Below are 23,694 nucleotides of genomic sequence, written 5' to 3' on the forward strand. Positions count from 1 at the left end.
ATAATATTTTTCGCCATCGCGGCAAAAAATCGTCAAAAATGTGAAACGGTTTTGCATTCAGCAAAGTTTTACACGACGCTTGTTGCGCCTTTCGCTTATGCTGCGCTGTATTTGTTGCCCGGGAAAACGCTCTCGGGAAACACTTTTTCGATCGTATTCGGCCTCATTGACCAACTCTACCGGTCCAGTAGAGTTAAACCATCGCAATCAGGAGGGAATACCGATGTCCAAGCTTCTGTCCGGTTTGAGTGCTGTCGCTCTCGGCCTTTCACTGGCACTCGGCGGCGTTGGCTCGGCCGCCGCGCAGACCAAGCTGCTCAACGTGTCCTATGATCCGACCCGTGAACTCTACAAGGATTTCAACGAAGCCTTCGCCAAGAAGTGGAAGGCCGACACCGGTGAAGACCTCACCATCCAGCAGTCGCATGGCGGTTCCGGCAAGCAGGCGCGCTCGGTCATCGACGGTCTGGAAGCGGATGTGGTCACGCTCGCATTGCAGAGCGATATCGACGCCATCGTCCAGAATTCCGGCAAGATCAACAAGGACTGGCGCACCCGTCTGCCGCACAACTCCTCGCCCTATACCTCCACAATCGTCTTCCTGGTGCGCAAGGGCAACCCGAAGGGCATCCATAACTGGGGAGATCTGGTGAAGGGCGACGTGCAGATCGTCACGCCGAACCCGAAGACATCGGGCGGCGCGCGCTGGAATTATCTCGCCGCCTGGGCCTGGGCGAACGAAGAGTTCAAGGGCGATCAGGACAAGATCAAGGCCTATGTCGGTGATCTCTACAAACGCGCCCCGGTTCTCGATACCGGCGCCCGTGGCTCCACGGTAACCTTTGCGCAGCGCCAGATCGGTGACGTGCTGCTGGCCTGGGAAAACGAGGCCTATCTCGCCGGTCAGGAATTCGGCGCTGACGCTTTCGATATCGTCGTACCGCCGATCTCGATCCTCGCCGAACCGCCGGTCGCCGTGGTTGACGCCAATGTCGACGCCAAGGGCACCCGCAAGGCGGCGGAAGCCTATTTGCAATATCTCTATTCCGACGAAGGACAGAATATTGCGGCCAAGCACTTCTACCGTCCGTCCAATCCCGCCGTTGTCTCCAAGGACCTGCTCAAGCAGCTGCCTGATATCAAGCTCGTCACCATCGACGATCCGATCTTCGGTGGTTGGGCCAAGGCGCAGCCGGAACATTTTGGTGACGGCGGCATCTTCGACCAGATTTACAAGCCCGCAAAGTAAGCGGATGATGGGGTGAAACGCGATCACCCGTCCGCAGGGACAAGACAATAAGAGCCTGATCGACCGGACGCCGTGCCGGTCGATACTTTATAATAAACGCCGGGGAACGCCGGCTCCCAGAGGGCATTTCCAGGAAAAGTGGACCCCGGTTTCCTGTCCTGGAAATGTACAAAAACAAAGATTATCCGGAGCCTTGATGAGCAATAATACATCCGGAAACAGGTGGAAATGGCGGCAGTCGAGCGTCATACCCGGCTTCGGCCTGACGTTTGGTTACACTGTCACCTATCTGTTTCTCATCATTCTTATTCCGCTCGGCGGCCTTGTCTGGTCCACGGCGAAACTTGGTTTTGCAGATTTTATTGCGATTGCCACCGATAGCCGCACGCTAAATGCGCTGCGTGTCAGCTTCGGTACGGCCTTCATTGCCGCGCTGGTCAACGCCGTTTTCGGCGTCATCGTCGCCTGGGTGCTGACACGTTACCGGTTTCCCGGTCGCCGTTTCGTGGATGCCATCGTCGATTTGCCCTTCGCCCTGCCAACGGCGGTGGCAGGTATTGCGCTCACCACGCTTTACGCCAATCGCGGCTGGGTTGGTTCGCTGTTCGAACCTTTCGGCATCAAGATCGCCTTTACGCCAACCGGCATCGTCATCGCGCTGATCTTCATCGGCCTGCCCTTCGTCGTTCGCACGGTGCAGCCGGTCATGGAAGAGATCGACCGGCAGGTGGAGGAAGTGGCGGCAACGCTCGGCGCCAACCGTTTCCAGACCATCACCCGGGTCCTGCTGCCAAGCCTCACGCCCGCCATCCTCACGGGTTTTGCGCTCGCCTTCGCGCGTGGCGTTGGCGAATATGGTTCGGTCATCTTCATCGCCGGCAATATCCCTTACGTCTCGGAAATCGCACCGCTCCTCATCGTCATCCGCCTGGAGGAGTTCAATTATGCGGCCGCGACCGGCATCGCCACCATCATGCTGATCATCTCGTTTGCCATGCTGTTCCTCATCAATCTCATTCAGGCCTGGAGCCGCAAGAGGTACGGTTATGTCTGAGACCGCTTCCCGCACGTCGCCCCGGCCATTCCGCGATCCCGCCAGCGAAAGCCTTCCCGCGCGGCTGGCGCTGATCGCGATCGCCTTCCTGTTTCTCGCGGCCTTCCTGGTGCTGCCGCTTGTCTCGGTCTTCTTCGAAGCCTTCCGCAAGGGCGCGGATTCCTTCTGGGATGCCATCGTCGAACCAGATGCGCTGTCGGCCATCCGCCTGACGCTGCTCGTCGCCGCCATTTCGGTGCCGCTCAACGTCGTTTTCGGGGTTGCCGCCGCCTGGGCGATCGCCAAATTCGAATTCAAGGGCAAGGCGTTCCTGATCACCCTGATCGACCTGCCGTTCTCGATCTCGCCGGTCATATCGGGCCTCGTCTATGTCATCCTGTTTTCCGCTCACAGCGTGCTCGGTCCATGGCTGAAAAGCTACGGCATCGAAATCCTGTTCGCCGTGCCGGGCATCGTGCTCGCCACCATCTTCGTCACCTTTCCCTTCGTCGCGCGTGAACTGATCCCGCTGATGCAGGATCAGGGCAATGGCGACGAGGAGGCGGCGATTTCACTTGGCGCTTCCGGCTGGCAGACCTTCTGGTATGTCACGCTGCCGAATATCAAATGGGGCCTGCTTTACGGGGTGCTGCTCTGCAACGCCCGCGCCATGGGTGAATTCGGCGCCGTCTCCGTCGTATCAGGCCACATCCGCGGCGAGACCAACACCATGCCGCTGCATGTCGAGATACTCTATAATGAGTACAATATCGGCGCATCTTTCGCCGTAGCGACACTGCTTGCAGGCCTCGCGCTGGTGACGCTCGTTCTCAAAACCATTCTCGAAATACGCTTTGGCGCGGGCAACGCAGCCGGCAAGCATTGAAAGGCATCTTCATGGAAGTGAAAGTTTCCGGCATCACCAAGCAGTTCGATCGGTTTCCGGCGCTGAACGACGTGTCGCTCGATATACGCTCGGGCGAGCTGATCGCACTGCTCGGTCCTTCCGGTTCCGGCAAGACGACGCTGTTGCGCCTGATCGCCGGACTCGAACAGCCGACGCAGGGCCATATCTATTTCGGCGATGAGGATGCCTCGCATCGCACCGTGCAGGAGCGCAATGTCGGTTTCGTGTTTCAGCACTATGCACTGTTCCGCCACATGACGGTTGCCGACAATATCGCCTTCGGCCTGAAGGTGCGCCCTTCCGCCACCCGTCCGCCCAAGGCAGAAATCCGTAGGCGCGTATCCGAGCTTCTCGACATGGTGCATCTGACCGGCCTCGAAAAACGCTATCCGACCCAGCTTTCCGGCGGCCAGCGCCAGCGCGTGGCGCTTGCCCGCGCCGTCGCCATCGAGCCGAAGGTGCTGCTTCTCGACGAACCTTTCGGCGCACTCGACGCCAAGGTGCGCAAGGAGTTGCGCCGCTGGCTGCGTGAATTCCACGACCGCACCGGCCACACCACCGTCTTCGTCACCCATGATCAGGAAGAAGCACTCGAACTCGCCGACCGCGTCGTTGTCATGAGCCAGGGCAAGATCGAACAGGTCGGTACGGCGGATGATGTCTACGATACGCCCAACTCTCCTTTTGTTTTCTCCTTCATTGGCGAATCCTCCAGCCTGCCGGTGACGATCCGGGACGGCCATGTGCTCTTCCAGGGCGAAAGCATCGGCATAAACGAGGGCGGCACAGGCGAGGGCGAGCTGTTCTTCCGCCCGGAAGATGTGGTGCTGACGGACGAAAAGGATGCGCTTTACGGCAAGGTCACCACCTGTCGCCGCCTCGCGGGCACCCGCATCGCCGAAATCGACATCGCCAATAACGGCCATGAGCCCTATCACCTCGAAATCGAGGTACCGCTCAACGCCGCCGTAGCTGTTGGTGCGGAGCTGCGTTTTCGCCCGACGCGATGGAAGGTGTTTGGCAAGAAATAGGGGAGATGCGGCTGCAATTGGCAACCGGCGGTTTGCGCCTATCCTCAGTTCCCGCTCATACCGGCCTTGGGCCGGTATCCAGCCAGCCCAAGTCCTTGGGCTGAAAAGGACGCTCCCCGCCGCACAAAGGCACGTCCGCTAGATGCCGGGTCAAGCCCGGCACGACGGAAGAAACGTCTCACGAAATGGCATCAAATATCGCGTTTGCCGCACCGGCATCGAGGTGCAGATTTTCCCGATAGTCGCGATAATCCGAGAAACGGAAAAGGGCCGCCGAAGCGACCCTTCCATGAGTTTGGTCTTGTTTACAGACCCGGGACTGTTTCTCAACGTTCCGAAGGCAAAGAAGTTTACGCCGAGGGTTGCCCCGTCGCAAAACCACCCTTTCCATTGCCTGCACCAGAGACCGAAATCTCACTAGACATTGGATCACCTCCTTCCGATACGTTGAACATAATTAGAAGGTAGTACGATTCGTCATTAATGCAAGAGGCACTCGTCACGACACCTTCATCACGATCTTGCCGATATGATTGCTCGTCTCCATCAACCGGTGCGCGTCCACAACCTCGTCCAGCGTGAACACCCGGTTGATCACAGGTGCAACCTTTCCGTTTTCGATGAGCGGCCAGACCTGCTCGACAAGCTCATCGCGGATGGCACGCTTCTCATCGGCGGTGCGCGGGCGCATGGTGGAGCCGGTGACGGTGAGGCGTTTGACCATGATCGGCCGCAGGTCGACCTTCTCGGCTGTCGCACCACCCAGAAAGGCGATGATGGAGAGGCAACCATCCTTGGCGAGTGCGGCAAGGTTCTTTTCGAAATAGGCCGCACCGATCATGTCGAGAACGACATCGACGCCCTTGCCGCCGGTTTCGGATTTCACGATTTCGGCGAAATCCTCCTCGCGGTAGTTGATCGCGCGCTTGGTGCCGAGCTTCACGCAGGCCTCGCATTTTTCCGCTGAGCTCGCTGTGGCATAAACCTCCGCGCCAAAGGCTTTCGCAAGCTGGATCGCCGTTGTGCCGATGCCGCTGGTGCCGCCGTGGATGAGCACGGTCTCACCTTCCGTCAGGCCCGCCATCTGGAAGAGATTGGCCCAGACGGTGAAGAAGGTTTCCGGCAGTGCGGCGGCTTTGACGGCGTCGTAACCTTTCGGGAAGGGCAGGGCCTGCCCGGCGGGAACGGTGCAATATTCCGCGTAGCCGCCGCCATTGGCGAGCGCACAGACCTTGTCGCCGAGCTTGAACTCATCGACGCCCTCTCCGAGTGCAACGACCTCGCCGGCGATTTCCAGCCCGAGGATGGGGCTTGCACCTTTGGGTGGCGGATAGATGCCCTGTCTCTGCGCGACGTCTGGACGGTTAACCCCCGCCGCCTCGACCTTAACGAGAATCTCCCCTCGGGCGGGTTTCGGCAAAGGCGCCTGTGAAGGCCGCATCACTTCCGGGCCGCCATGGGACGGAAGATCGATGAAGCGCATTGTTTCGGGCAGGGTCTTGGTGTCGGACATGGGCAGGGGCAACTCCTCACTTGTCGGCGTTACCTGAAGATGTAGGTCAGATGTGCGCTCGAGGGAAGGAGGCCGTTTGTCGCTGGTGTCAATTTGCCTCGCCGAATACCCTGACGACGAGGCCGCCTTCGTTCTCCTTCGCGGCCGCCTTGACGCTGGCAATCTCGCTGCCGATCCGCTCGGGATTGGCGATGATCGATCCCTTCGGCAAGGTGAGGACGCCGATGGAGCAGCGCAGCAGCGCAAAATCCCGTTCATTGCCGTTGCGGTCCTGGCCCTTCATGCAGCCGGCGGCACGGTCTTCGTCGGAATAAAGCCCGGCGACGTCGTCGTGAAAATCGCTGAGCAGCCGCTCCAGGATTTCCATCAGTTCCTCCACCGACCAGTCTCGCACGCCGATGAAGAAATCGTCGCCGCCAATATGGCCAAGGAAGCAGTCACCGGCGAAGAAATAGCGGCGCATCAGCGCCGAAAACAGGGTGATGGCGTGGTCGCCGGCGTTGAAGCCGTATTTGTCGTTGAAGGGTTTGAAATTGTCGAAGTCGCAGTAGCAGAAGAAGCGCGTCTCGTCGCCGTCGCTGCAGCTGTCGGCGATGAAGCCGCCAATCGCCCGGTTGCCGGGCAGCGCCGTCAGCGGGTTCTGGTCCTGCGCCATCTTCAGCTGTTTTTCATTGATGACCTTGATGAGCGAGGCGGCCGAAACGATGCCGGCATAACGCATGTTTTCGGTCAGGATGATGCAGGCGCTGCCACCCATGCTGGCGAACATGTTCATCAGCTGGTCCGCATCCGCATCGAGGCCGACGATCGGCGCGGGATCGACGAAATGGGAAATGGTGCGCTCATAGATCTTGTTCTTGAGCAGATCGCGGCCGAAGGGCCGGTAGATATATTCCTTGAGGTGATATTCGTTGATGACGCCGCGCGGTTCGCCATTGGCGTTGAGAACCGGGAAGAAGGCCTGCTGCGGGTTTCTGCGGAACAGTTCGAAGACGCTGTCGACGCTGTCATGTTCGAACACGGTAGGGAGGCGCTCGATCTCTCGGCGGATCAGGATCTCGTCCAGCGTCTGGCTGTTGCGTCGCGCCACGCCCATGCGGTTGAGGTGCGGGAAACTTTCGGGCAATTCGCTGGTGAAGACCGTCGGCTTGGCGATCAGCCAGCCCTGCACCAGATCGACGCCGAATTCGCGGCAGGAGAGGAATTCCGCTTCCGTTTCGATACCTTCCGCAATCACCCTGACGCCGAGAACATGGGCGATATTGACGATGTTGCGCACCAGATGCTGTTTGCGGGGAAGATGGTCGATACCCGAAATGAAATGCCGGTCGATCTTGAGGTAATCCAGCGGGAAGTCGCAGAGCAGCTTCATCTCGCCGTGGCCGGCGCCGAAATCGTCGATCGCCAGCTTGAACCCTTCCTTGCGCATGCGGGCGATCAGCGATGTAAATTCCGGCACGCTGGTATTGTCGAACCGTTCGGAAAGCTCAAAGCAGATGGAGGAGGCGGGAATGCCCGCCCGGGCCAGATGGCCGACGAGCTTGTCGAGAATGACATCGCCATGCGGAATGAGCCGCACATCGAGATTGAGGAAAAGCGTGGCGGAGGAGAAGTCGGGCAGGGTGGAAAATTTCGCGAGCGCCCGGCTTGCCAGCATCTGCTCGAAGGCCTTCAACTCGCCATCCGCGGCGGCCTGGTCGAGAAGCGCCAGCGGACTGGAAAAACCAAGCCGGTCATGGCCTCGCATCAGCGATTCATAACCGAAAATCGTGCCCGTCGTCGCTTCCACAATCGGCTGGAACGCCGTTTCCAGCACCAGTTTCGCCATCGGAAACATCTGCCCGGAGGCAAAACGCCTGATGACATCGTTCTCTAGCGCGACGGCCTGCATTTCTGTTTCTCCGCTATTGTCCGTCCCCTCGATGGCTAACCTTGGGGGATCCCGTCTCTTTTGCGGTGAACAATTGCAGATTACAGGTCAACAAAAGCTTTCACGACTGTGAAGCTTTAATGAACGTTTTGTAACGGCCCCGTGCATTTATACTGGGCCGCAGCGCCGGGTCTCATGCCCGGCGGATATGCCCGCTGTGAGCGGCGTAAAGTTCCGCCACGTTCAGACGTTCCCGGTCCGCCTCGACGGGCTGTGTGGACTTTGCGCCTGTGCCATGTGCGGCCGATGCCGCCCATAATCTCAGCGCTTCCCTCACAACCTCGCTGCCGGAAGCATAAGCCCCGCAGTTCACGGCTTCGCGCATTCTTGCTGCCTGTTCCGGGGAAATCGATACTGTTACCATTGGCATGATATCACTCCCTTAACCGTCGTTGAGAAGTCCGGCAGACTTTTTGAGAAGGCTGCCATTACGGTCTATGTGCGGGCGTTCTTGTGTTTTCGTCTGGCGCCGCTTCCAGCGAAATTTGTATCACCAGACACCATACCACGAAACGCGTCTCATTCCCAATTCGCAGTATATCACGGTTTAGTTTTTCCCCCGTGAGCCCGCCGGGGCACGGAGATTTCAAGCCGCCTCGCGTGCTTCCTGACTATCATAGCGACGGCCCGCCGCGGAAAATATGATCCATCGCAAATCCGCGACATAAAATGGCGCATTTTTTATTGATTGATCAATCAATCAAGAATAATTTGCCATCCGTCAAGGAGACGCTTATGCCCAAGATCGGAATGGAGCCTTTGCGCCGTAAGGCGCTTGTGGATGCGGCGTTGCGCACCATAGGCCACCATGGTTCACTGAATGTGACAATGTCTGATATCGCCCGGGAAGCGGGCGTGTCGGCAGCGCTTGCGCATCATTATTTCGGCAGCAAGCAGCAACTGCTTCTGGAAACCATCCGCAGCCTGCTGCGTGATCTGAGGCGCGATGCCGTGGCGGCACTGATCCGTGCCTCCGGTCCGCGTGAAAAGCTGAGCGCCATCGTGCACGTCTCCTTCCAGAGCGACCAGTTCACGCCCGAAACGGTGGCGGCCTGGCTCGCATTTTACGTCGAGGCGCAGCGTTCGGAAGAAACGCGCCGCCTGCTGGTCATTTATTCCCGCCGTCTGCGCTCCAATCTCATGGCGAGCCTCAACCGGCTTTGCCCGCCCGACGATGCCGCGCGCATCGCCGAAGGGGCAGCTGCCCTGATCGACGGGCTTTATATCCGCCACAGCCTGCGTTCCGCCCCGCTTGGCCTCGCTTCCGCGCCGACGCTTGTCGAGGATTATTTCGACATGCAGCTCAAATCTTTTCCCGATGGACAGCGCGCCAAGCCGTCCATCCGCACTCTCTAGGAGACTTCGACATGACCATTGCGACGCCGCTCAAGGCGCAGCCGAAAGCCTCGCATTTCATCGACGGGGATTATGTCGAGGACAATACCGGCACGCCATTCGAAAGCATCTTTCCGGCCACCGGTGAGGTGATTGCAAAACTGCATGCGGCAACGCCCGCCATCGTCGAGCGCGCCATCGCTTCGGCCAAGCGCGCCCAGAAGGAATGGGCGGCGATGAGCCCCATGGCCCGCGGCCGCATTCTCAAGCGCGCCGCCGATATCATGCGCGAACGCAACGATGCGCTTTCCACGCTTGAGACGCTGGATACCGGCAAGCCCATTCAGGAAACCATCGTCGCCGATCCCACCTCCGGCGCTGATGCCTTCGAGTTTTTCGGCGGCATCGCACCTTCGGCGCTGAATGGCGATTACATCCCGCTCGGCGGCGATTTCGCCTATACCAAGCGCGTGCCGCTCGGTGTCTGCGTTGGTATCGGCGCCTGGAACTATCCGCAGCAGATCGCCTGCTGGAAGGCGGCGCCGGCCCTCGTCGCCGGCAATGCCATGGTCTTCAAGCCGTCTGAAAACACCCCGCTCGGCGCCCTGAAGATCGCCGAAATCCTGATCGAGGCCGGCCTGCCCAAGGGCCTCTTCAATGTCATTCAGGGTGATCGCGATACGGGGCCGCTGCTCGTCAACCACCCCGATGTCGCCAAGGTCTCGCTCACCGGCTCGGTGCCGACCGGCCGCAAGGTGGCAGCCGCCGCTGCTGGGCATCTGAAACATGTGACGATGGAACTCGGTGGCAAGTCACCGATGATCGTCTTCGATGATGCCGATATCGAAAGCGCTGTCGGTGGTGCCATGCTTGGCAACTTCTATTCCTCCGGCCAGGTCTGCTCCAACGGCACGCGCGTCTTCGTGCATAAAAAAGCCAAGGCCCGCTTCCTTGAAAACCTGAAACGCCGTACCGAGGCGATGATCCTTGGCGACCCCTTGGATTACGCCACCCATCTCGGCCCGCTGGTCTCCAAGGCCCAGCAGGAAAAGGTTCTGTCCTATATCGAAAAGGGCAAGGCGGAAGGGGCGACGCTCATCACCGGCGGCGGCATTCCCAACAATGTCGCGGGTGAGGGCGCCTATGTGCAGCCGACTGTGTTTGCCGATGTCACCGACGACATGACCATCGCCCGCGAGGAAATCTTCGGGCCCGTCATGTGCGTGCTGGATTTCGACGATGAGGACGAGGTTCTCGCCCGCGCCAACGCCACCGAATTCGGCCTTGCCGGCGGCGTCTTCACCGCCGACCTGGCCCGCGCCCACCGTGTGGTGGATCGGCTGGACGCGGGCACGCTGTGGATCAACACCTACAATCTCTGCCCGGTGGAAATTCCCTTTGGCGGCTCGAAACAATCCGGTTTCGGACGGGAGAATTCCGCGGCGGCGCTGGAGCATTATAGCGAGTTGAAGACCGTTTATGTGAGCACGGGGAAGGTGGACGCACCTTATTGAGGCGCGAAGGGTGGGGCTTACCCCCCTCTGCCCTGCCGGGCATCTCCCCCACAAGGGGGGAGATCGACGCGAGGCGAGGTGCCGCCCATCTCGACGTTTGAGATTGAAGTGACAAACGAGCGTCTTGCCGATCTCCCTCCTTGTGGGGGAGATGCCCGGCAGGGCAGAGGGGGGTAAGCCCCACCCGAATACATTCATCGGAACCGAAGCCCCCAGTGGAGCAAACAATGCAAGCAGATTACGTCATCGTCGGCTCCGGCTCTGCTGGCTCCGCCATCGCCTACCGCCTGTCGGAAGACGGCCGTTATTCTGTCATCGTCATCGAAGCTGGCGGGTCGGATTTCGGCCCCTTCATCCAGATGCCGGCGGCGCTCGCCTGGCCGATGAGCATGAAGCGCTACAACTGGGGTTATCTCTCCGAGCCCGAGCCCAATCTCGACAACCGCCGCATCACCGCGCCGCGCGGCAAGGTCATCGGCGGCTCGTCCTCCATCAACGGTCTCGTTTACGTGCGCGGCCATGCCGAGGATTTTAACCGCTGGGAGGAGCTTGGCGCGCAGGGCTGGGCCTATGCGGATGTGCTGCCTTACTTCAAGCGCATGGAACACAGCCATGGCGGCGAAGAGGGCTGGCGCGGCACGGATGGGCCGCTGCATGTTCAGCGCGGACCGGTCAATAATCCGCTGTTCCACGCCTTCATTCAGGCGGGCGCACAGGCCGGATTCGAGCTGACGGACGATTATAACGGCTCCAAGCAGGAAGGTTTCGGCCTGATGGAGCAGACTATCCACAATGGCCGCCGCTGGTCCGCGGCCAATGCCTATCTGAAACCGGCGCTGAAACGCGGAAACGTCACGCTGGTCAATGGTTTTGCCCGCAAGGTGGTCATCGAGAATGGCCGTGCGGTGGGTGTCGAGATCGAGCGCAGGGGTAGGGTTGAAACCGTAAAGGCCAATCGTGAGGTCATCGTTTCGGCCTCCTCCTTCAACTCGCCGAAACTGCTGATGCTGTCGGGCATCGGTCCCGCTGCGCATCTGAAAGACATGGGCATCGAGGTGAAGGCGGATCGTCCCGGTGTCGGCGCCAATCTTCAGGACCATATGGAGTTTTATTTCCAGCAGGTCTCCACCAAGCCGGTCTCGCTTTATCCATGGCTGCCATGGTTCTGGCAGGGCGTGGCCGGTGCGCAATGGCTGCTGTCGAAAGGCGGGCTCGGTGCCTCCAACCAGTTCGAGGCCTGCGCCTTCCTGCGCTCCGCACCCGGTCTGAAACAGCCTGACATCCAGTATCATTTCCTGCCCGTCGCTATCTCCTATGACGGCAAGGCGGCAGCGAAAAGCCATGGCTTTCAGGCGCATGTGGGCTACAACCTGTCGAAATCGCGCGGCAACGTCACCCTGCGCTCTGCCGATCCGCATGACGACCCGGTAATCCGCTTCAACTACATGAGCCACCCGGAAGACTGGGAAAAATTCCGCCATTGCGTGCGCCTGACGCGCGAGATTTTCGGCCAGAAAGCCTTCGACGATTTTCGCGGGCCGGAAATCCAGCCGGGTGAAAACATCGAGACGGACGAACAGATCGATGCCTTCCTGCGCGAGCATCTGGAAAGCGCCTATCACCCCTGCGGCACCTGCCGGATGGGAGACCGCAACGATCCGATGGCGGTCGTCGACCCCGAATGCCGGGTGATCGGCGTGGAGGGCTTGCGGGTCGCCGACAGCTCGATCTTCCCGCATGTGACGTACGGCAACCTCAATGGCCCCTCGATCATGACCGGCGAAAAAGCGGCTGATCACATCCTTGGCAAAACCCCGCTGCCCCGCTCCAATCAGGAGCCGTGGGCGAACCCGCGTGCGGCCGTCAGCGATCGGTGAGGATCAATGATAATCATCCTCGCGCTGGTGGCGAACGGCGGCTATTGTGACGGATTCCGGGCCGTCGATGCGAAACAGCACGATATAGCCTGATGAACCGAAAGGTATGAGGAGTTCACGTATCAGGCTGTTGTCAGGGGATGCCTTGCGGCAGCTGAAGGGAAAATCGTGGAGTATCTCGATGCCCGATGTTATCGCTTCCAATGCTCTATCTGCCGCTTCTTCGTCCTGCTCAAGCATATGGGTGTAGAGACGTTTTATATCATTCCGCCCTTTCGCGGTCAGCTTGACTTTGTAAGTCACGTTTTCCGCTTTTCCGCTTTTTTTGCTTCAAGCATACCGCGCAACTCTGCCAGAACTTCCTCGGAAGTGTAATAAACCCCCGTGCGCTCCGCCTCTTCGAGAGAGGCCAACCCACGTGCAATAAATTCCGCCTGCGATTTGCGGATCTCCACCTGCCTGCGCACGGAATCCTCAACGAAGGAGGAAAGCGTCTCGCCGTCCTTCAGCACGCTTTCGGCTGCCTCGCGAAAATCCGCTGTCACCCGCAGCGAAGGAATTGTTGCCGTTTTCATGGATTTTCTCCCTGCGTTGCAATTGCGATGCATAAGATCGATCATCGGCAGCGATAAGTCAAATGCAAAACCTTGCAATCGCGGGCCTTGAGGCAGATAAATGGGCTTAACCTCTGCCGAACACCAATCACTGATCCGGATCGCCATGCCCGCCGATTACAAGAAGCTGAAGATGCTCCGCCGTTCCCGCGTCGTCTGGGGGTCGTGGCGGGTGTGGAAGCCGAGGGCGGTTTTCTGGGTTGGCGCGATAGCGGTCGGCATTATCAGCGTCGCTTTTGCCTGGGCGGCGGATCGCGCCCAGCATCTTTTCTCGGCAGTGACATCCGCAGGCGAATGGGCGTTTCTGCTGCCGCTCATCATCACGCCGCTCGGCTTCACGCTCTGCGCCTGGCTTGCGATTTCGGTCTTTCCCAATGCCGGTGGCAGCGGCATTCCGCAGGCGATTGCCGCGCGGCACCTGCGCGACGATGCGGACCGTTCGCGGCTGCTGTCGCTGAAACTCGCTTTCGGCAAGGTGGTGCTGACGGTCGCCGGCCTTCTCTCCGGCGCTTCCATAGGGAGAGAGGGGCCGACCGTTCAGGTCGGTGCCTCCATCATGCTGCAGGCTGCCCGCTGGGGCGGTATGGCGCAGGCAAAGGGCCTCATTCTCGCCGGCTCGGCGGCCGGCATTGCGGCGGCCTTCAACACGCCGCTTGCAGGCATCGTCTTTGCCATCGAGGAAATGAGCAAGACCTATGAATCCCGCGCCAACGGCCTGGTGCTGACTGCGGTCATCCTCTCCGGTCTTGCGTCGCTGGCGCTGGTCGGCAGCTATACCTATTTCGGCACCAGTTCGGTCATGGCGAAAACGATGATGGACTGGCTGCTGGTGCTGATCTGCGGTGTTGGCGGCGGCGCATTTGGGGCGCTGTTCAGCGCCGGCGCCCTGCGTCTGTCCGCGCGTATCCGCCGTTTTGCCCAGACCATGCCGTTGAAGCGCATGCTCGCGGTCGCCGCCGCCTGCGGCCTTGCCTCCGCCGTGATCGGCATTGCGACAGGCGGAGCGACCTTCGGAACGGGCTATGAACAGGCACGCGCCGCAATCGAAGGTGAGGCCGCGCCGGCCTTCTTCTTCATCGAAAAGCTGGCGGCGACGTTTCTTGCCATGATGTCGGGCATTCCCGGCGGCATCTTCGCGCCGTCGCTGTCGGTCGGTGCCGGTTTCGGCAGCACCATGGCAAGCCTGCTCGGCACCAGCATCGGCCTTGGCGCCATCGTCGGCATGGCCGGATATTTCGCCGGCGTCGTGCAGGCGCCGATGACCGCCTTTGTCATCATTCTCGAAATGACCGGCAATCATGAAGGCGTCATTCCCATCATGGTTGCGGCAATGCTCGGATATCTGACCTCGCGTCTTTTCTCGCGGGAGCCGCTTTATCACGGCCTGTCGCGGGTCTTCATTGCCCAGAGCATCCGCGCCCGGCGCGCTGCTCAGGCCAGCGAGACGTAACAGCTTACGTGCGGATTCCCGCGACGCCGAAATAACCGAGCCCCGGTATCTTAATTCCCGGCCGGCCGAAATCGATGCCGGCGACGAGACCGAGGAAATTGACCTCGAAACCGCTGCGCGTACCGGCCGAAACGCCGAACAGCCCGCCAAGGGAGACGCTCGCATCCTTCCAGTCATCGGCAATGTGATAAAACGCGTCGTCCGGGAGATAATCGCGGCCGACCGCATCCGGCGGCAGCACGACGCCCAGTTCCGGCACGCTGCGCAGCACATGGGCGACGAAGGTGTTGGAGTTGGGGCCGGGATAGATGCGATAACCACCCGGCTTGCCATAGGGATAGTCGGCAATGGACTTTTCAATCTTGGGAATGAGCTTTTCCGCCGCCGCGCCGTGAATGGCCACCACCTGACGCGGCATGTTGGAATACCAATAGGCATCCGCCGCATACCCGTTATGGCGGATCGGCGTGCCCCAGCCCACCTTTTCATACCGGTCATAGGTGGTGGCACCAGGCTTCTTCAGTACGACCCAGGCATGGCTGGCGACGGACCCCTTGAAGCCGCCGGTCATGGCGGAAAAGACGTAGATGGCGGCTTGCCCGTCGCTCGACGCTGGCGGCAGCATGCCAGAGGACGACCATCTGGCGGCGTTCCAGCCGCGCGGATGGTCCTTCATGGCCCATAGACCGGCCGATGCCAGCGCGGGTAGCAGATAAATAACGGCAATCGCCAGCAGCAGACGTTTCGCAAATTTCACTGATAGCCCCGTGCATCGAAAAATCAATTGCGGTATCAACGACATAAAATCAGAATTTTTTGAGGCTGAGAGAATGAACAATTCCGTTACCGTCGAAGTGACCCGCGGCAATCTCGTCGAAAGCCGCCATCACGGCCTTGCTGTGGTGGTGGATGGCGATGGCGGTGTACTGTTTTCGGCCGGCGATATCGAGCGTGGCATCTTCCCGCGGTCCGCCTGCAAGGCCATGCAGGCGCTGCCGCTGGTGGAGAGCGGTGCGGCGGATGCCTACGGCTTCGGCAACCGCGAACTGGCGCTGGCCTGCTCTTCCCATTCCGGTGAAGACGCCCACGCGGAACTCGCCGCCGCCATGCTTGCGAAAGCGGGCCGGGATGTCGACACACTGGAATGCGGCGCGCATTGGTCGTCGGACCAGAAAACCATCATCCATCAGGCCCGCACGCTGGAAAAGCCGACGGCGCTTCACAATAATTGCTCCGGCAAACATTCCGGTTTCATCTGCGCCTGCTGCCATACCGGTACCGATCCGAAAGGCTATGTCGGTTATGATCATCCTCTCCAGCGGCAAATCCGCGCCACGATGGAGAGCCTGACGGGCGCGGCGCTCGGCCATGACAATTGCGGCGTGGATGGCTGCTCCATTCCCACCTATGCCGTGCCGCTCAAGGGGCTGGCGCATGGTTTCGCCAAAATGGCAACGGGCAGGGGGCTCGAGGCAGAACGTGCGAAAGCCTCGCGCCGGCTCATCGAGGCCTGCATGGCCGAGCCATTTTACGTGGCAGGCACGGGTCGCGCCTGCACGAAGCTGATGCAGATCGCGCCCGGCAAGATTTTCGCCAAGACCGGGGCGGAAGGCGTTTTCATCGCCGCCCTGCCGGATCAGGGGATTGCCATGGCGGTGAAATGCGAAGACGGCACGACACGCGCGGCCGAAGCCATGGTAACGGCGTTGCTTGCCCGCTATTTTGACGACGGCAGTGCCGAGCAGCAGGCTTTAAAAGGCATGGCGAACCGCCAGATGCGCAACTGGAACGGCATACATGTCGGCGATATCAGCGTCGTCGGGCTCTAAATAACCTTTGACGCGGCCGTTTACCGGCACGATGATGAGGTGTCCTGCGTGTGATGGCTATCCCATGGCCGCCGGCAGGCGCGGCGTCCGCATGGGAAACAGGTGGGCGCTCTCATTGCTTTGGAGGTCGCATATCCATGTTCACACTGTTTTTCTCCCCCGGTTCCTGCTCCCGCGCCAGCCACATCGTGCTTGAGGAATCCGGCCTGCCTTACAAGGCCCACCGCGTCAATTTCGCGGAGGGCGAGCAGCGCTCCGAGGCATTTCTGCAGATCAATCCCAAGGGCCGCGTGCCGGCACTGGCCACGGCGAGCGGCGTGCTGACGGAGACGCCCGCCATCCTCGCCTTCATCGCCCAGATGGCGCCCGAGAAGAAACTCGCGCCGCTCGACGATCCCTTTGAATTCGCGCTGATGCAGTCCTTCAATGCCTTCATTTCCTCCACCGTGCATGTTGCCCACGCCCATGGTCGGCGCGGCAGCCGCTGGGCGAATGAGGATAGCTCGCTTGCGGATATGAAGGCCAGGGTGCCGAAAAATATGGGCGAGTGCTTCGAGCTGATCGAGCACGGCATGCTGCACGGCCCATGGGTTCTGGGCACGGCCTATTCGGTGGCCGATCCCTATCTCTTCGTCATGTCCGGCTGGCTGGAAAGCGATGGTGTGGATATTGCCCGCTTCCCGAAAGTGCACGACCACTTCCGCCGCATGAACGACCGTCCGGCGGTGCAGCGGGCGCTGGAGGGGGAGAGGGGTTAATAGTCGCTATCGTCATCCTCGGGCTTGTCCCGAGGATCTGCAACCTATTGATTTTATTAGACGTGGTTGGATCCTCGGGACAGGCCCGAGGATGACGTTGAGTATGGAGAGATGTCTCCAGCTCGCGCACAGAGCTCGTTTCAAGCCGCCTCGGCCGTCCGGCTGTCCCACATGGACTTGAACGCCGTGCGCGCCTGGCAACGGTCCAGCCAGGCTTTCAGCGCCGGATGGGCATCGAACAGCGGCTGGTGGCCTTGCGCGTAACGAACGATTTCCGCCACATTGAGATCCGCTACGGTGAAGCGGTCGCCCACCAGATAATCATGGGTGGCAAGATGCTGTTCCAGCACCCGCAAGGGGCGTTTCAGCAGACGCGCGGCGACATCGATCACCGCCTTGCCGGCATCGCTTTCCGACAGGCCTTCGGCGATGGCGGAAGAAATCTTCAGCGAATTGGTCTCGATTTCAGTGGCGGCGAAGAAGGACCATTGCAGCATCGCCGCATCTTCCTTCAGATCGACCGGGGCGAGCGGCCCGCCATATTTGCGGGCGAGATAGAGATTGATGGCCATGGATTCGTAAAGCACCATGCCGTCATCCTCGATGGAGGGAATGGTGCCCATCGGGTTGACGGCGAGAAATGCCGGCGACAGCGTGTTGAGCGGCGCATCAGTGGCGAGCGGATCGGCAAGGCGGCGGGCCTGAATGACAGGCACATGCTTGAATTCTATGCCGAGTTCAGCAGCCAGCCACAATGTGCGCGTGGCGCGGGAACGGTACACACCGTAAATCGTCAACATCGAAATTACCCCTTGAAACCTGTTCGATCGCGGGCACGTTACGGTCTCGTCGTTGTAAAGTGAAGTTGTGGATGTCAGGGGTAGCTATGATTTTTTCTGATCGGTGAGCACGTCCGCATCCGGCGAAAGCCGGTTTTCAAAACGGTCGATGAAGCGCTCGAACAGACGGCCGAATGTTTCCACATCCTCCGTCGGCCAGCCTTCCATCACATCCTCGATGACGCTCATCTTGGTCCGGCGCATTTCCTGCAAAAGGCTGGTGCCGAGCGGCGTGATCTCGACGATGCTGCGACGGCCATCTTTCTGTGAGACGCCCCGTTTCAACAGGCCGCGCCCGACCATATCGGCGACGACACGGCTGCCGCGCGAAGGGTCGATGCGCATGCCCTCGGCAATCGCACCCACGGTGACATCGCCTTCCGCACGGCGCAGAATATCGAGCACATCGATATGGGAGAGTTCGAGACCCGGAGCGAGCTTGGCAAGCGCCATGCGGCCGATGATGCGGCGGCCGATCATGATGCGCATGCGCGTCATGGTATTGCCGATCCGCTTGATGTCCTCGGGCAAATCCTCGTTCCAGTCTTCCTCGCTCACCACTCTCAGCCTTTCCTTTCGATGCCGGTTTCCGATCACGTTTAGCGCTGATAGCACAGATGTCAAAAATTTGCTATTGACATATATATGCTAATAGCACACAAATTGTCGCAGCAAAATCGCCGGAACTCAACGAGATTTTTCATGGATATGTCCACCGCCCCCGTGGCGCCGCTTGTGACGGATCACCGCCGCAGGCTCATTGTTTTTCTGTTTCTGATGCTGGCCATGTTCATGGCCACACTCGACAACCAGATCGTCTCGACAGCGCTTCCCACCATTGTCGGTGAATTCGGCGCGCTGGAGCGTTTCGGCTGGATCGGCTCGGCCTATCTTCTGGCGACCAGCGCGGTCATGCCTGTTTATGGCAAGCTCGGTGATCTCTTCGGCCGCAAATATGTGATGATCGCGGCGGTCGTCATCTTCACGCTCGGGTCGCTCGCCTGCGGGCTGGCCTGGTCGATGGACTCGCTGATTGCGGCCCGCGTGCTGCAGGGCCTTGGCGGCGGCGGCATCATGGTGTCGATCTTCTCCGTTAATGCGGATCTGTTCGAACCGCGCGAGAGAGCCCGCTACCAGAGCTATTCCAGCCTCACCATCATGGCGTCGGGCAGTGTCGGCCCGATCCTCGGCGGCACGATGAGCGATCTGTTCGGCTGGCGGTCGATCTTCCTCATCAACTTGCCGCTCGGTATTATCGTCATCACCGGTCTCGCGCTGATGCTGCCCTATCGTCGCCCGGCGCGACAGCCAAAGATCGATTATCTCGGTGCGGTCCTTCTGGCCGCCACCATCGCCAGCGTTGTATTCTGGGCCGATAGCAGCGAATTGTTTGGCTCGCTGATCGCCGGCCCCAGTCTCGGCATCATCGCCTTTGCCGTCATCGCCGCTTTCCTGTGGGTGCAGGTGGAGCGTCGCGCGCCCGAACCCGTCGTGCCGCTGCGCCTCTTCAAGGACAGCACCTTTCCGCTGTTGATGATTGTCTCGCTGACCAGCGGCGGCATCGGTATCGGCATGGTCAATTATTACGCGCTGTTCCTGCAGACCACGACCGGGCTTTCGCCCTCCCATGCCGGCCTGTTCTTCATCGCCGTCACCGGCGGCATCGTCATGGGTTCGTTGTCAGCCGGGCGGCTCATCTCGATCACCGGCGTCTACAAGCCGTTCTCGGTGGCCGGCCTCACCATCAATGTCCTCGTCATGCTGCTCTTCACGCAGATGCATGCCGGAACGCCGCTTTGGCTCATCGCGGTGCTGATGCTGGCGCAGGGTTTCGCCGTCGGCCTCGGCCAGCAGGCGCCCATCATCGGCGTGCAGAATTCCGCTCCCAAGGCCGATATCGGCGCGGCGAGCGGCGCGGTCACCTTGACCCGCATGGGTGGTGCCGCCATCGCCATTTCAGTCTATGGCGCCATCGTCTCGTCAAGCCTGAAAGGTGTCGCGATCGACATTCCGGGTGTCGGCAGGATCGAGGAACTAACGCCGAAAATGCTCGCCGAACTGCCCGCAGCCTCCCAAGCCGCCGTCGCCTCGCTTTATTCGGATGCGTTTACGCCGCTATTCTTCGCGGCCGCCGCCACCGCGGCGATTGGTCTTGCCGCGGCGTTGATGCTGAAACCGGTGCGCCTGCCGGCAGCCGTTGACGCGAAGCCGACGGAAGCAGCGGGAGAGTAGGGACGTTTAGTCGACAGGCTGGCGCAAATGCCAGCCTCACGCGGCGTTCAGCGATTTTTCGACGGCCAGCCGGAAGCCGAGCGCCTGCAACACCCTCTGAACGGTTTCGTAGCGCAGCTTTGAACCCGGCCTGAGCGCTTTATAGAGGCTTTCGCGCCCCAAGCCCGAAACATCCGCGACGTGCGACATTCCACGCGCGCGGGCGACTGCGCCAAGGGCCGCGATGAAGACATCGGGGTTTTCATCTTCCATCGCGACAGCCAGATATTCGATCATGGTTTCATCGCTATCCAGATAGTCTGACACATCGAATTTGCTAAATTCCGTCACGGCCATCCCTTCCTATGGTTTGCGCCATCTCGATTGCGCGCTTGATGTCCCGTTTCTGCGAAGACTTGTCCCCGCCGACAAGAAGGAAATAGATTGTCTTGCCAATGCGGGTGAAATAGACCCGATAACCCGGACCGTGGTGGATACGCATTTCCGAAACGCCGCCACCCACAGGCTCACAATCACCGAAGTTCCCATGCTCTGCCGCCGTGAGACGATGTAGAATCCGCACTTTTCCTGTCCGGTCTTTCAAGGCTTTCAGCCATCCGTCGAACTCTTCCGATCTCTCGAAGCTGTTCGTCATAAAATGTATCCGAAAGGATACAGTCGAGCAAGCGCGAATCCCATGACTACCCTCCAAGCCGGTGGGTGCGCTGGCATTGTGTCCGCGAACTCCGGCCACAACGCGATACAGCCCTAGGCCGAAGCCGAAATGACAGGCAGGTGACGGCAAAACAAAAACACCCCTGCGGGAAATTTAACGCCCGTTCCGCGTTATGCTCGCAGCACTTTACATTCGCGCGGGCGGCCCTATCTCAATGAATATGAAGCCGGAACAGCTGTTGAATTCCACGCCGAAGGGGCTTTATTGCCCGGCGGGCGATTTTTACATCGATCCTGTGCGCCCCGTGGCGCGGGCGCTCATCACCCATGGCCATTCCGATCATGCCCGTGCCGGCCATGGCGCGGTGCTGGCCACGCGCCAGACGCTCGATATCATGCGTATTCGTTACGGCGAGGATTTCTGCGGCAGTGAACAGGCGGTGGGTTTCGGTGAAACGGTGGAGGTGAACGGCGTCACTGTCGGGTTCCATCCCGCCGGCCATGTGCTGGGTTCGGCGCAAATCTCCGTGGAGATGAATGGACTGCGCATCGTCGCATCCGGTGATTATAAGCGCGGCGTCGACCCCACCTGCGCGCCCTTCGAGACAGTGCCGTGTGATGTCTTCATCACCGAAGCCACTTTCGGCCTGCCGGTGTTTCACCACCCTCTGCCGCGTGTGGAAATCGGCAAGCTGCTGACGTCCATCAAACAGTTTCCCGACCGCACCCATCTCGTCGGCGCTTATTCGCTCGGCAAGGCGCAGCGTGTTATCAGGCTATTGCGCGACAATGGTTATGCCGATCCGATCTATATTCACGGCGCGCTGGCGCGGCTTTGCGATTATTACGTCTCGCAGGGCATCGATCTCGGTGATCTCAGGCCCGCGACGCTGGAAAAAAGCAACCCCGCCGCCTTCAAGGGTGCCATCGTTGTTGGTCCGCCCTCGGCCTTTCAGGAGCGCTGGGCGCGGCGTTTCAACGAGCCGCTGATCGCCTTCGCCTCCGGCTGGATGATGGTGCGGCAGCGCGCGAAGCAAGGCGGTGTGGAACTACCGCTGGTCATATCCGACCATTGCGACTGGCCGGAACTCCTGGAAACCATCACGGAAATCGGCCCGCAGGCCGTCTGGGTCACCCATGGCCGCGAGGAGGCGCTGGTACGCTGGTGCGAATTGCAGGGCATTGCCGCCAAGCCGCTACATCTCGTCGGTTACGAAGACGAGGGGGACTGAAATGAAAGCCTTCGCCACGCTTCTTGATCGCCTTGTCCTTACGCCGTCGCGCAACGGCAAGCTGAAGCTGCTCACCGATTATTTCCGCGATACGCCCGATCCCGACCGGGGTTACGGGCTGGCGGCGATTGCCGGCACGCTGGACCTCAAAAGCGTCAAACCGGCCATGCTGCGCGAGCTGGTTATGGAGCGCATGGACGAGGTGCTGTTCCGTTATTCCTATGATTATGTCGGCGATCTGGCCGAGACCATTTCTCTGGTCTGGGGCAATATCGGCGGCGTGGATGATGCGGAGGCGCAGGATCCGCGCCTCGGCGAAGTAGTGACGCTGATGAATTCGCTGGGGCGTACCGAGGTGCGCGGCGCGGTGCGCGATCTGCTCGACCGGCTCGATACCTCCTCGCGTTTCGCCTTCCTCAAACTCGCCACCGGCAGCCTGCGTATCGGCGTTTCGGCGCGGCTGGCGCGGCAGGCGCTGGCGGATTTTGCGGATAAGGACATCACTGAAATCGAAACCCTATGGCACGGTCTGACGCCGCCCTACACCACGCTTTTCGCCTGGCTGGAGGGTAAATCGGACCGACCGCTGCTGGCAACGCCCGCCATCTTCCATTCGGTGATGCTGGCGACACCAGTGGCCGAAGGCGATCTCGATGCGCTGGACCCGGCCGATTATGCGGCGGAGTGGAAATGGGACGGTATCCGTGTGCAATTGTCCCGGGCCGGCGAAACGCGAAAGCTCTATTCCCGCTCCGGCGACGATATTTCCGGCGCTTTCCCGGATGTGCTTGACGCCATCGAATTCGAAGGCGTGATGGATGGCGAATTGCTGATCGGCGGCACCACGCGCTCCAACAATCTCACCCGCACCTTCTCCGATTTGCAGCAGCGGCTGAACCGAAAGACGGTGACGGCGAAGATGCGGGATGACTATCCCGCTTTCATCCGCGCTTATGACCTGCTGTTCGAGGGCGAGAGCGACATTCGCGCGCAAACCTATCTGGAGCGTCGCGGCCGCCTGTCTGACATCATCGAGCGCGCGCCGCATGATCGCTTCGACCTGTCACCGCTGATCGGCTTTTCCAGCTGGTCGGAACTCGACACTTTGCGTGCCGCGCCGCCCGATCCTGTTATCGAGGGGGTAATGATCAAGCGCCGCGACAGCGCCTATCAGGCTGGCCGCGCCAAGGGGCCATGGTTCAAGTGGAAACGTGATCCCTATAATATCGACGCCGTCATGATGTATGCCCAGCGTGGCCACGGCAAAAGATCGAGCTATTATTCCGATTTCACCTTCGGCGTCTGGGTGGAAGGCGAGGATGGCGAACAGCTCGTGCCTGTTGGAAAGGCCTATTTCGGTTTCACCGATGCCGAACTGGAAGTGCTGGACAAGTTCGTGCGCGACAATACGGTCGAGCGTTTCGGCCCGGTGCGGGCGGTGCGCGCCACGCCGGATTTCGGCTTCGTGCTGGAGGTGGCCTTTGAAGGCATCAACCGCTCCACCCGCCACAAGTCAGGCGTCGCCATGCGGTTTCCGCGTATTGCAAGGTTGCGCGCCGACAAGCTGCCGGCCGAGGCCGACAGGCTCTCGACGCTCGTTTCGATGATAGATGGTGTGGACGGTTAGGAAAATGAGGCGGCTTTGCGTTTGGAAACCTTACCCCTGTCCAGAAATTGCCATGATGGCTGCGAATACG

23 protein-coding genes are annotated in these 23,694 nt (G+C 60.2%); 13 read left to right on the top strand and 10 right to left on the bottom strand.

The window, feature by feature from the left end; genetic code table 11:
• Positions 1-223: 223 nt before the first annotated feature.
• The 4 genes from NYR50_RS02315 to NYR50_RS02330 all read left to right on the top strand — a co-directional run bounded on the left by NYR50_RS02315 (position 224) and on the right by NYR50_RS02330 (position 4,220).
• On the top strand, positions 224-1,249 hold the full coding sequence (locus tag NYR50_RS02315; RefSeq protein WP_080810279.1) for a sulfate ABC transporter substrate-binding protein: 1,026 nt from the start codon (positions 224-226) through the stop codon (positions 1,247-1,249).
• A gap of 196 nt (positions 1,250-1,445) precedes the next feature.
• Entirely contained in the window at positions 1,446-2,303 is an 858-nt protein-coding gene (cysT, locus tag NYR50_RS02320) for a sulfate ABC transporter permease subunit CysT (RefSeq protein WP_010971172.1), read from the top strand.
• Positions 2,296-3,168 (top strand): sulfate ABC transporter permease subunit CysW, encoded by an 873-nt coding sequence (gene cysW / locus NYR50_RS02325; protein WP_080810277.1) that lies wholly within the window; start codon positions 2,296-2,298, stop codon positions 3,166-3,168. Before cysT ends, cysW begins: the two co-directional genes overlap by 8 nt.
• Before the next feature lie 11 nt (positions 3,169-3,179).
• Positions 3,180-4,220, top strand: coding sequence for a sulfate/molybdate ABC transporter ATP-binding protein (locus NYR50_RS02330; protein ID WP_006310270.1), 1,041 nt, complete (start codon positions 3,180-3,182; stop codon positions 4,218-4,220).
• A gap of 499 nt (positions 4,221-4,719) precedes the next feature.
• Here the strand turns inward: NYR50_RS02330 and NYR50_RS02335 are convergent, their stop codons facing one another.
• From NYR50_RS02335 to NYR50_RS02345, 3 genes are all read right to left on the bottom strand, one after another.
• Positions 4,720-5,733 (bottom strand): NAD(P)H-quinone oxidoreductase, encoded by a 1,014-nt coding sequence (locus tag NYR50_RS02335; RefSeq protein ID WP_418136650.1) that lies wholly within the window; start codon positions 5,731-5,733, stop codon positions 4,720-4,722.
• Between the two features lie 88 nt (positions 5,734-5,821).
• A complete protein-coding gene (locus NYR50_RS02340; RefSeq protein ID WP_121690033.1) occupies positions 5,822-7,624 on the bottom strand; it encodes a GGDEF domain-containing protein in 1,803 nt (600 codons plus the stop codon).
• A 172-nt stretch (positions 7,625-7,796) separates the two neighbouring features.
• A complete protein-coding gene (locus tag NYR50_RS02345; RefSeq protein WP_010971177.1) occupies positions 7,797-8,033 on the bottom strand; it encodes a ribbon-helix-helix domain-containing protein in 237 nt (78 codons plus the stop codon).
• A 365-nt stretch (positions 8,034-8,398) separates the two neighbouring features.
• Between NYR50_RS02345 and betI the strand changes: the two genes are divergently transcribed.
• The 3 genes from betI to betA all read left to right on the top strand — a co-directional run bounded on the left by betI (position 8,399) and on the right by betA (position 12,389).
• Positions 8,399-9,019 carry a transcriptional regulator BetI gene (gene betI, locus NYR50_RS02350; RefSeq protein ID WP_035216816.1) on the top strand — a complete coding sequence of 207 codons (621 nt, stop codon included), beginning with the start codon at positions 8,399-8,401 and terminating at the stop codon, positions 9,017-9,019.
• Positions 9,020-9,030: 11 nt separating this feature from the next.
• Positions 9,031-10,512: a betaine-aldehyde dehydrogenase gene (gene betB, locus NYR50_RS02355; protein WP_418136651.1), complete on the top strand. Its 1,482-nt coding sequence runs from the start codon at positions 9,031-9,033 to the stop codon at positions 10,510-10,512.
• A gap of 227 nt (positions 10,513-10,739) precedes the next feature.
• Entirely contained in the window at positions 10,740-12,389 is a 1,650-nt protein-coding gene (betA, locus tag NYR50_RS02360) for a choline dehydrogenase (RefSeq protein ID WP_418136652.1), read from the top strand.
• A gap of 3 nt (positions 12,390-12,392) precedes the next feature.
• On the opposite strand, the gene NYR50_RS02365 is transcribed toward betA, so the two are convergent.
• Complete coding sequence (locus NYR50_RS02365) at positions 12,393-12,650, bottom strand: type II toxin-antitoxin system RelE/ParE family toxin (RefSeq protein WP_418137329.1); 258 nt, start codon at positions 12,648-12,650, stop codon at positions 12,393-12,395.
• Positions 12,651-12,688: 38 nt separating this feature from the next.
• Positions 12,689-12,964, bottom strand: a complete 276-nt coding sequence (locus tag NYR50_RS02370) for a YlcI/YnfO family protein (protein ID WP_174007772.1) — start codon at positions 12,962-12,964, stop codon at positions 12,689-12,691.
• Positions 12,965-13,109: 145 nt separating this feature from the next.
• Between NYR50_RS02370 and NYR50_RS02375 the strand changes: the two genes are divergently transcribed.
• Complete coding sequence (locus NYR50_RS02375; RefSeq protein WP_418137330.1) at positions 13,110-14,453, top strand: chloride channel protein; 1,344 nt, start codon at positions 13,110-13,112, stop codon at positions 14,451-14,453.
• Between the two features lie 4 nt (positions 14,454-14,457).
• Here NYR50_RS02375 and NYR50_RS02380 read toward each other — a convergent pair whose 3' ends face one another.
• On the bottom strand, positions 14,458-15,210 hold the full coding sequence (locus NYR50_RS02380) for a DUF3750 domain-containing protein (RefSeq protein WP_418136653.1): 753 nt from the start codon (positions 15,208-15,210) through the stop codon (positions 14,458-14,460).
• 73 nt (positions 15,211-15,283) lie between these two features.
• Here NYR50_RS02380 and NYR50_RS02385 point away from each other — a divergent pair, with 73 nt between their 5' ends.
• Both NYR50_RS02385 and NYR50_RS02390 read left to right on the top strand, forming a co-directional pair.
• Positions 15,284-16,282, top strand: a complete 999-nt coding sequence (locus tag NYR50_RS02385) for an asparaginase (RefSeq protein ID WP_174007778.1) — start codon at positions 15,284-15,286, stop codon at positions 16,280-16,282.
• 137 nt (positions 16,283-16,419) lie between these two features.
• Entirely contained in the window at positions 16,420-17,040 is a 621-nt protein-coding gene (locus tag NYR50_RS02390) for a glutathione S-transferase family protein (protein ID WP_418136654.1), read from the top strand.
• Between the two features lie 140 nt (positions 17,041-17,180).
• Here the strand turns inward: NYR50_RS02390 and NYR50_RS02395 are convergent, their stop codons facing one another.
• Both NYR50_RS02395 and NYR50_RS02400 read right to left on the bottom strand, forming a co-directional pair.
• Positions 17,181-17,840 (bottom strand): glutathione S-transferase family protein, encoded by a 660-nt coding sequence (locus NYR50_RS02395; protein WP_418136655.1) that lies wholly within the window; start codon positions 17,838-17,840, stop codon positions 17,181-17,183.
• Between the two features lie 84 nt (positions 17,841-17,924).
• Positions 17,925-18,440, bottom strand: a complete 516-nt coding sequence (locus NYR50_RS02400) for a MarR family winged helix-turn-helix transcriptional regulator (RefSeq protein ID WP_418136656.1) — start codon at positions 18,438-18,440, stop codon at positions 17,925-17,927.
• A 141-nt stretch (positions 18,441-18,581) separates the two neighbouring features.
• Here NYR50_RS02400 and NYR50_RS02405 point away from each other — a divergent pair, with 141 nt between their 5' ends.
• Positions 18,582-20,111, top strand: a complete 1,530-nt coding sequence (locus NYR50_RS02405) for an MDR family MFS transporter (protein ID WP_418136657.1) — start codon at positions 18,582-18,584, stop codon at positions 20,109-20,111.
• A gap of 36 nt (positions 20,112-20,147) precedes the next feature.
• On the opposite strand, the gene NYR50_RS02410 is transcribed toward NYR50_RS02405, so the two are convergent.
• Positions 20,148-20,447 carry an addiction module antidote protein gene (locus NYR50_RS02410; protein ID WP_174007791.1) on the bottom strand — a complete coding sequence of 100 codons (300 nt, stop codon included), beginning with the start codon at positions 20,445-20,447 and terminating at the stop codon, positions 20,148-20,150.
• Entirely contained in the window at positions 20,428-20,745 is a 318-nt protein-coding gene (locus NYR50_RS02415; RefSeq protein WP_418136658.1) for a type II toxin-antitoxin system RelE/ParE family toxin, read from the bottom strand. Before NYR50_RS02415 ends, NYR50_RS02410 begins: the two co-directional genes overlap by 20 nt.
• A gap of 235 nt (positions 20,746-20,980) precedes the next feature.
• On the opposite strand from NYR50_RS02415, the gene NYR50_RS02420 reads away from it, so the two are divergent.
• Together NYR50_RS02420 and NYR50_RS02425 are read left to right on the top strand one after the other, a co-directional pair.
• Positions 20,981-21,997 (top strand): ligase-associated DNA damage response exonuclease, encoded by a 1,017-nt coding sequence (locus NYR50_RS02420; RefSeq protein WP_418136659.1) that lies wholly within the window; start codon positions 20,981-20,983, stop codon positions 21,995-21,997.
• Position 21,998: 1 nt separating this feature from the next.
• Complete coding sequence (locus NYR50_RS02425) at positions 21,999-23,624, top strand: cisplatin damage response ATP-dependent DNA ligase (RefSeq protein WP_418136660.1); 1,626 nt, start codon at positions 21,999-22,001, stop codon at positions 23,622-23,624.
• The last annotated feature ends 70 nt before the right edge of the window (positions 23,625-23,694 follow it).

This window comes from Agrobacterium sp. El2ro-1b, from assembly GCF_048298475.1.
GTDB classification, from domain to species: domain Bacteria; phylum Pseudomonadota; class Alphaproteobacteria; order Rhizobiales; family Rhizobiaceae; genus Agrobacterium; species Agrobacterium fabrum.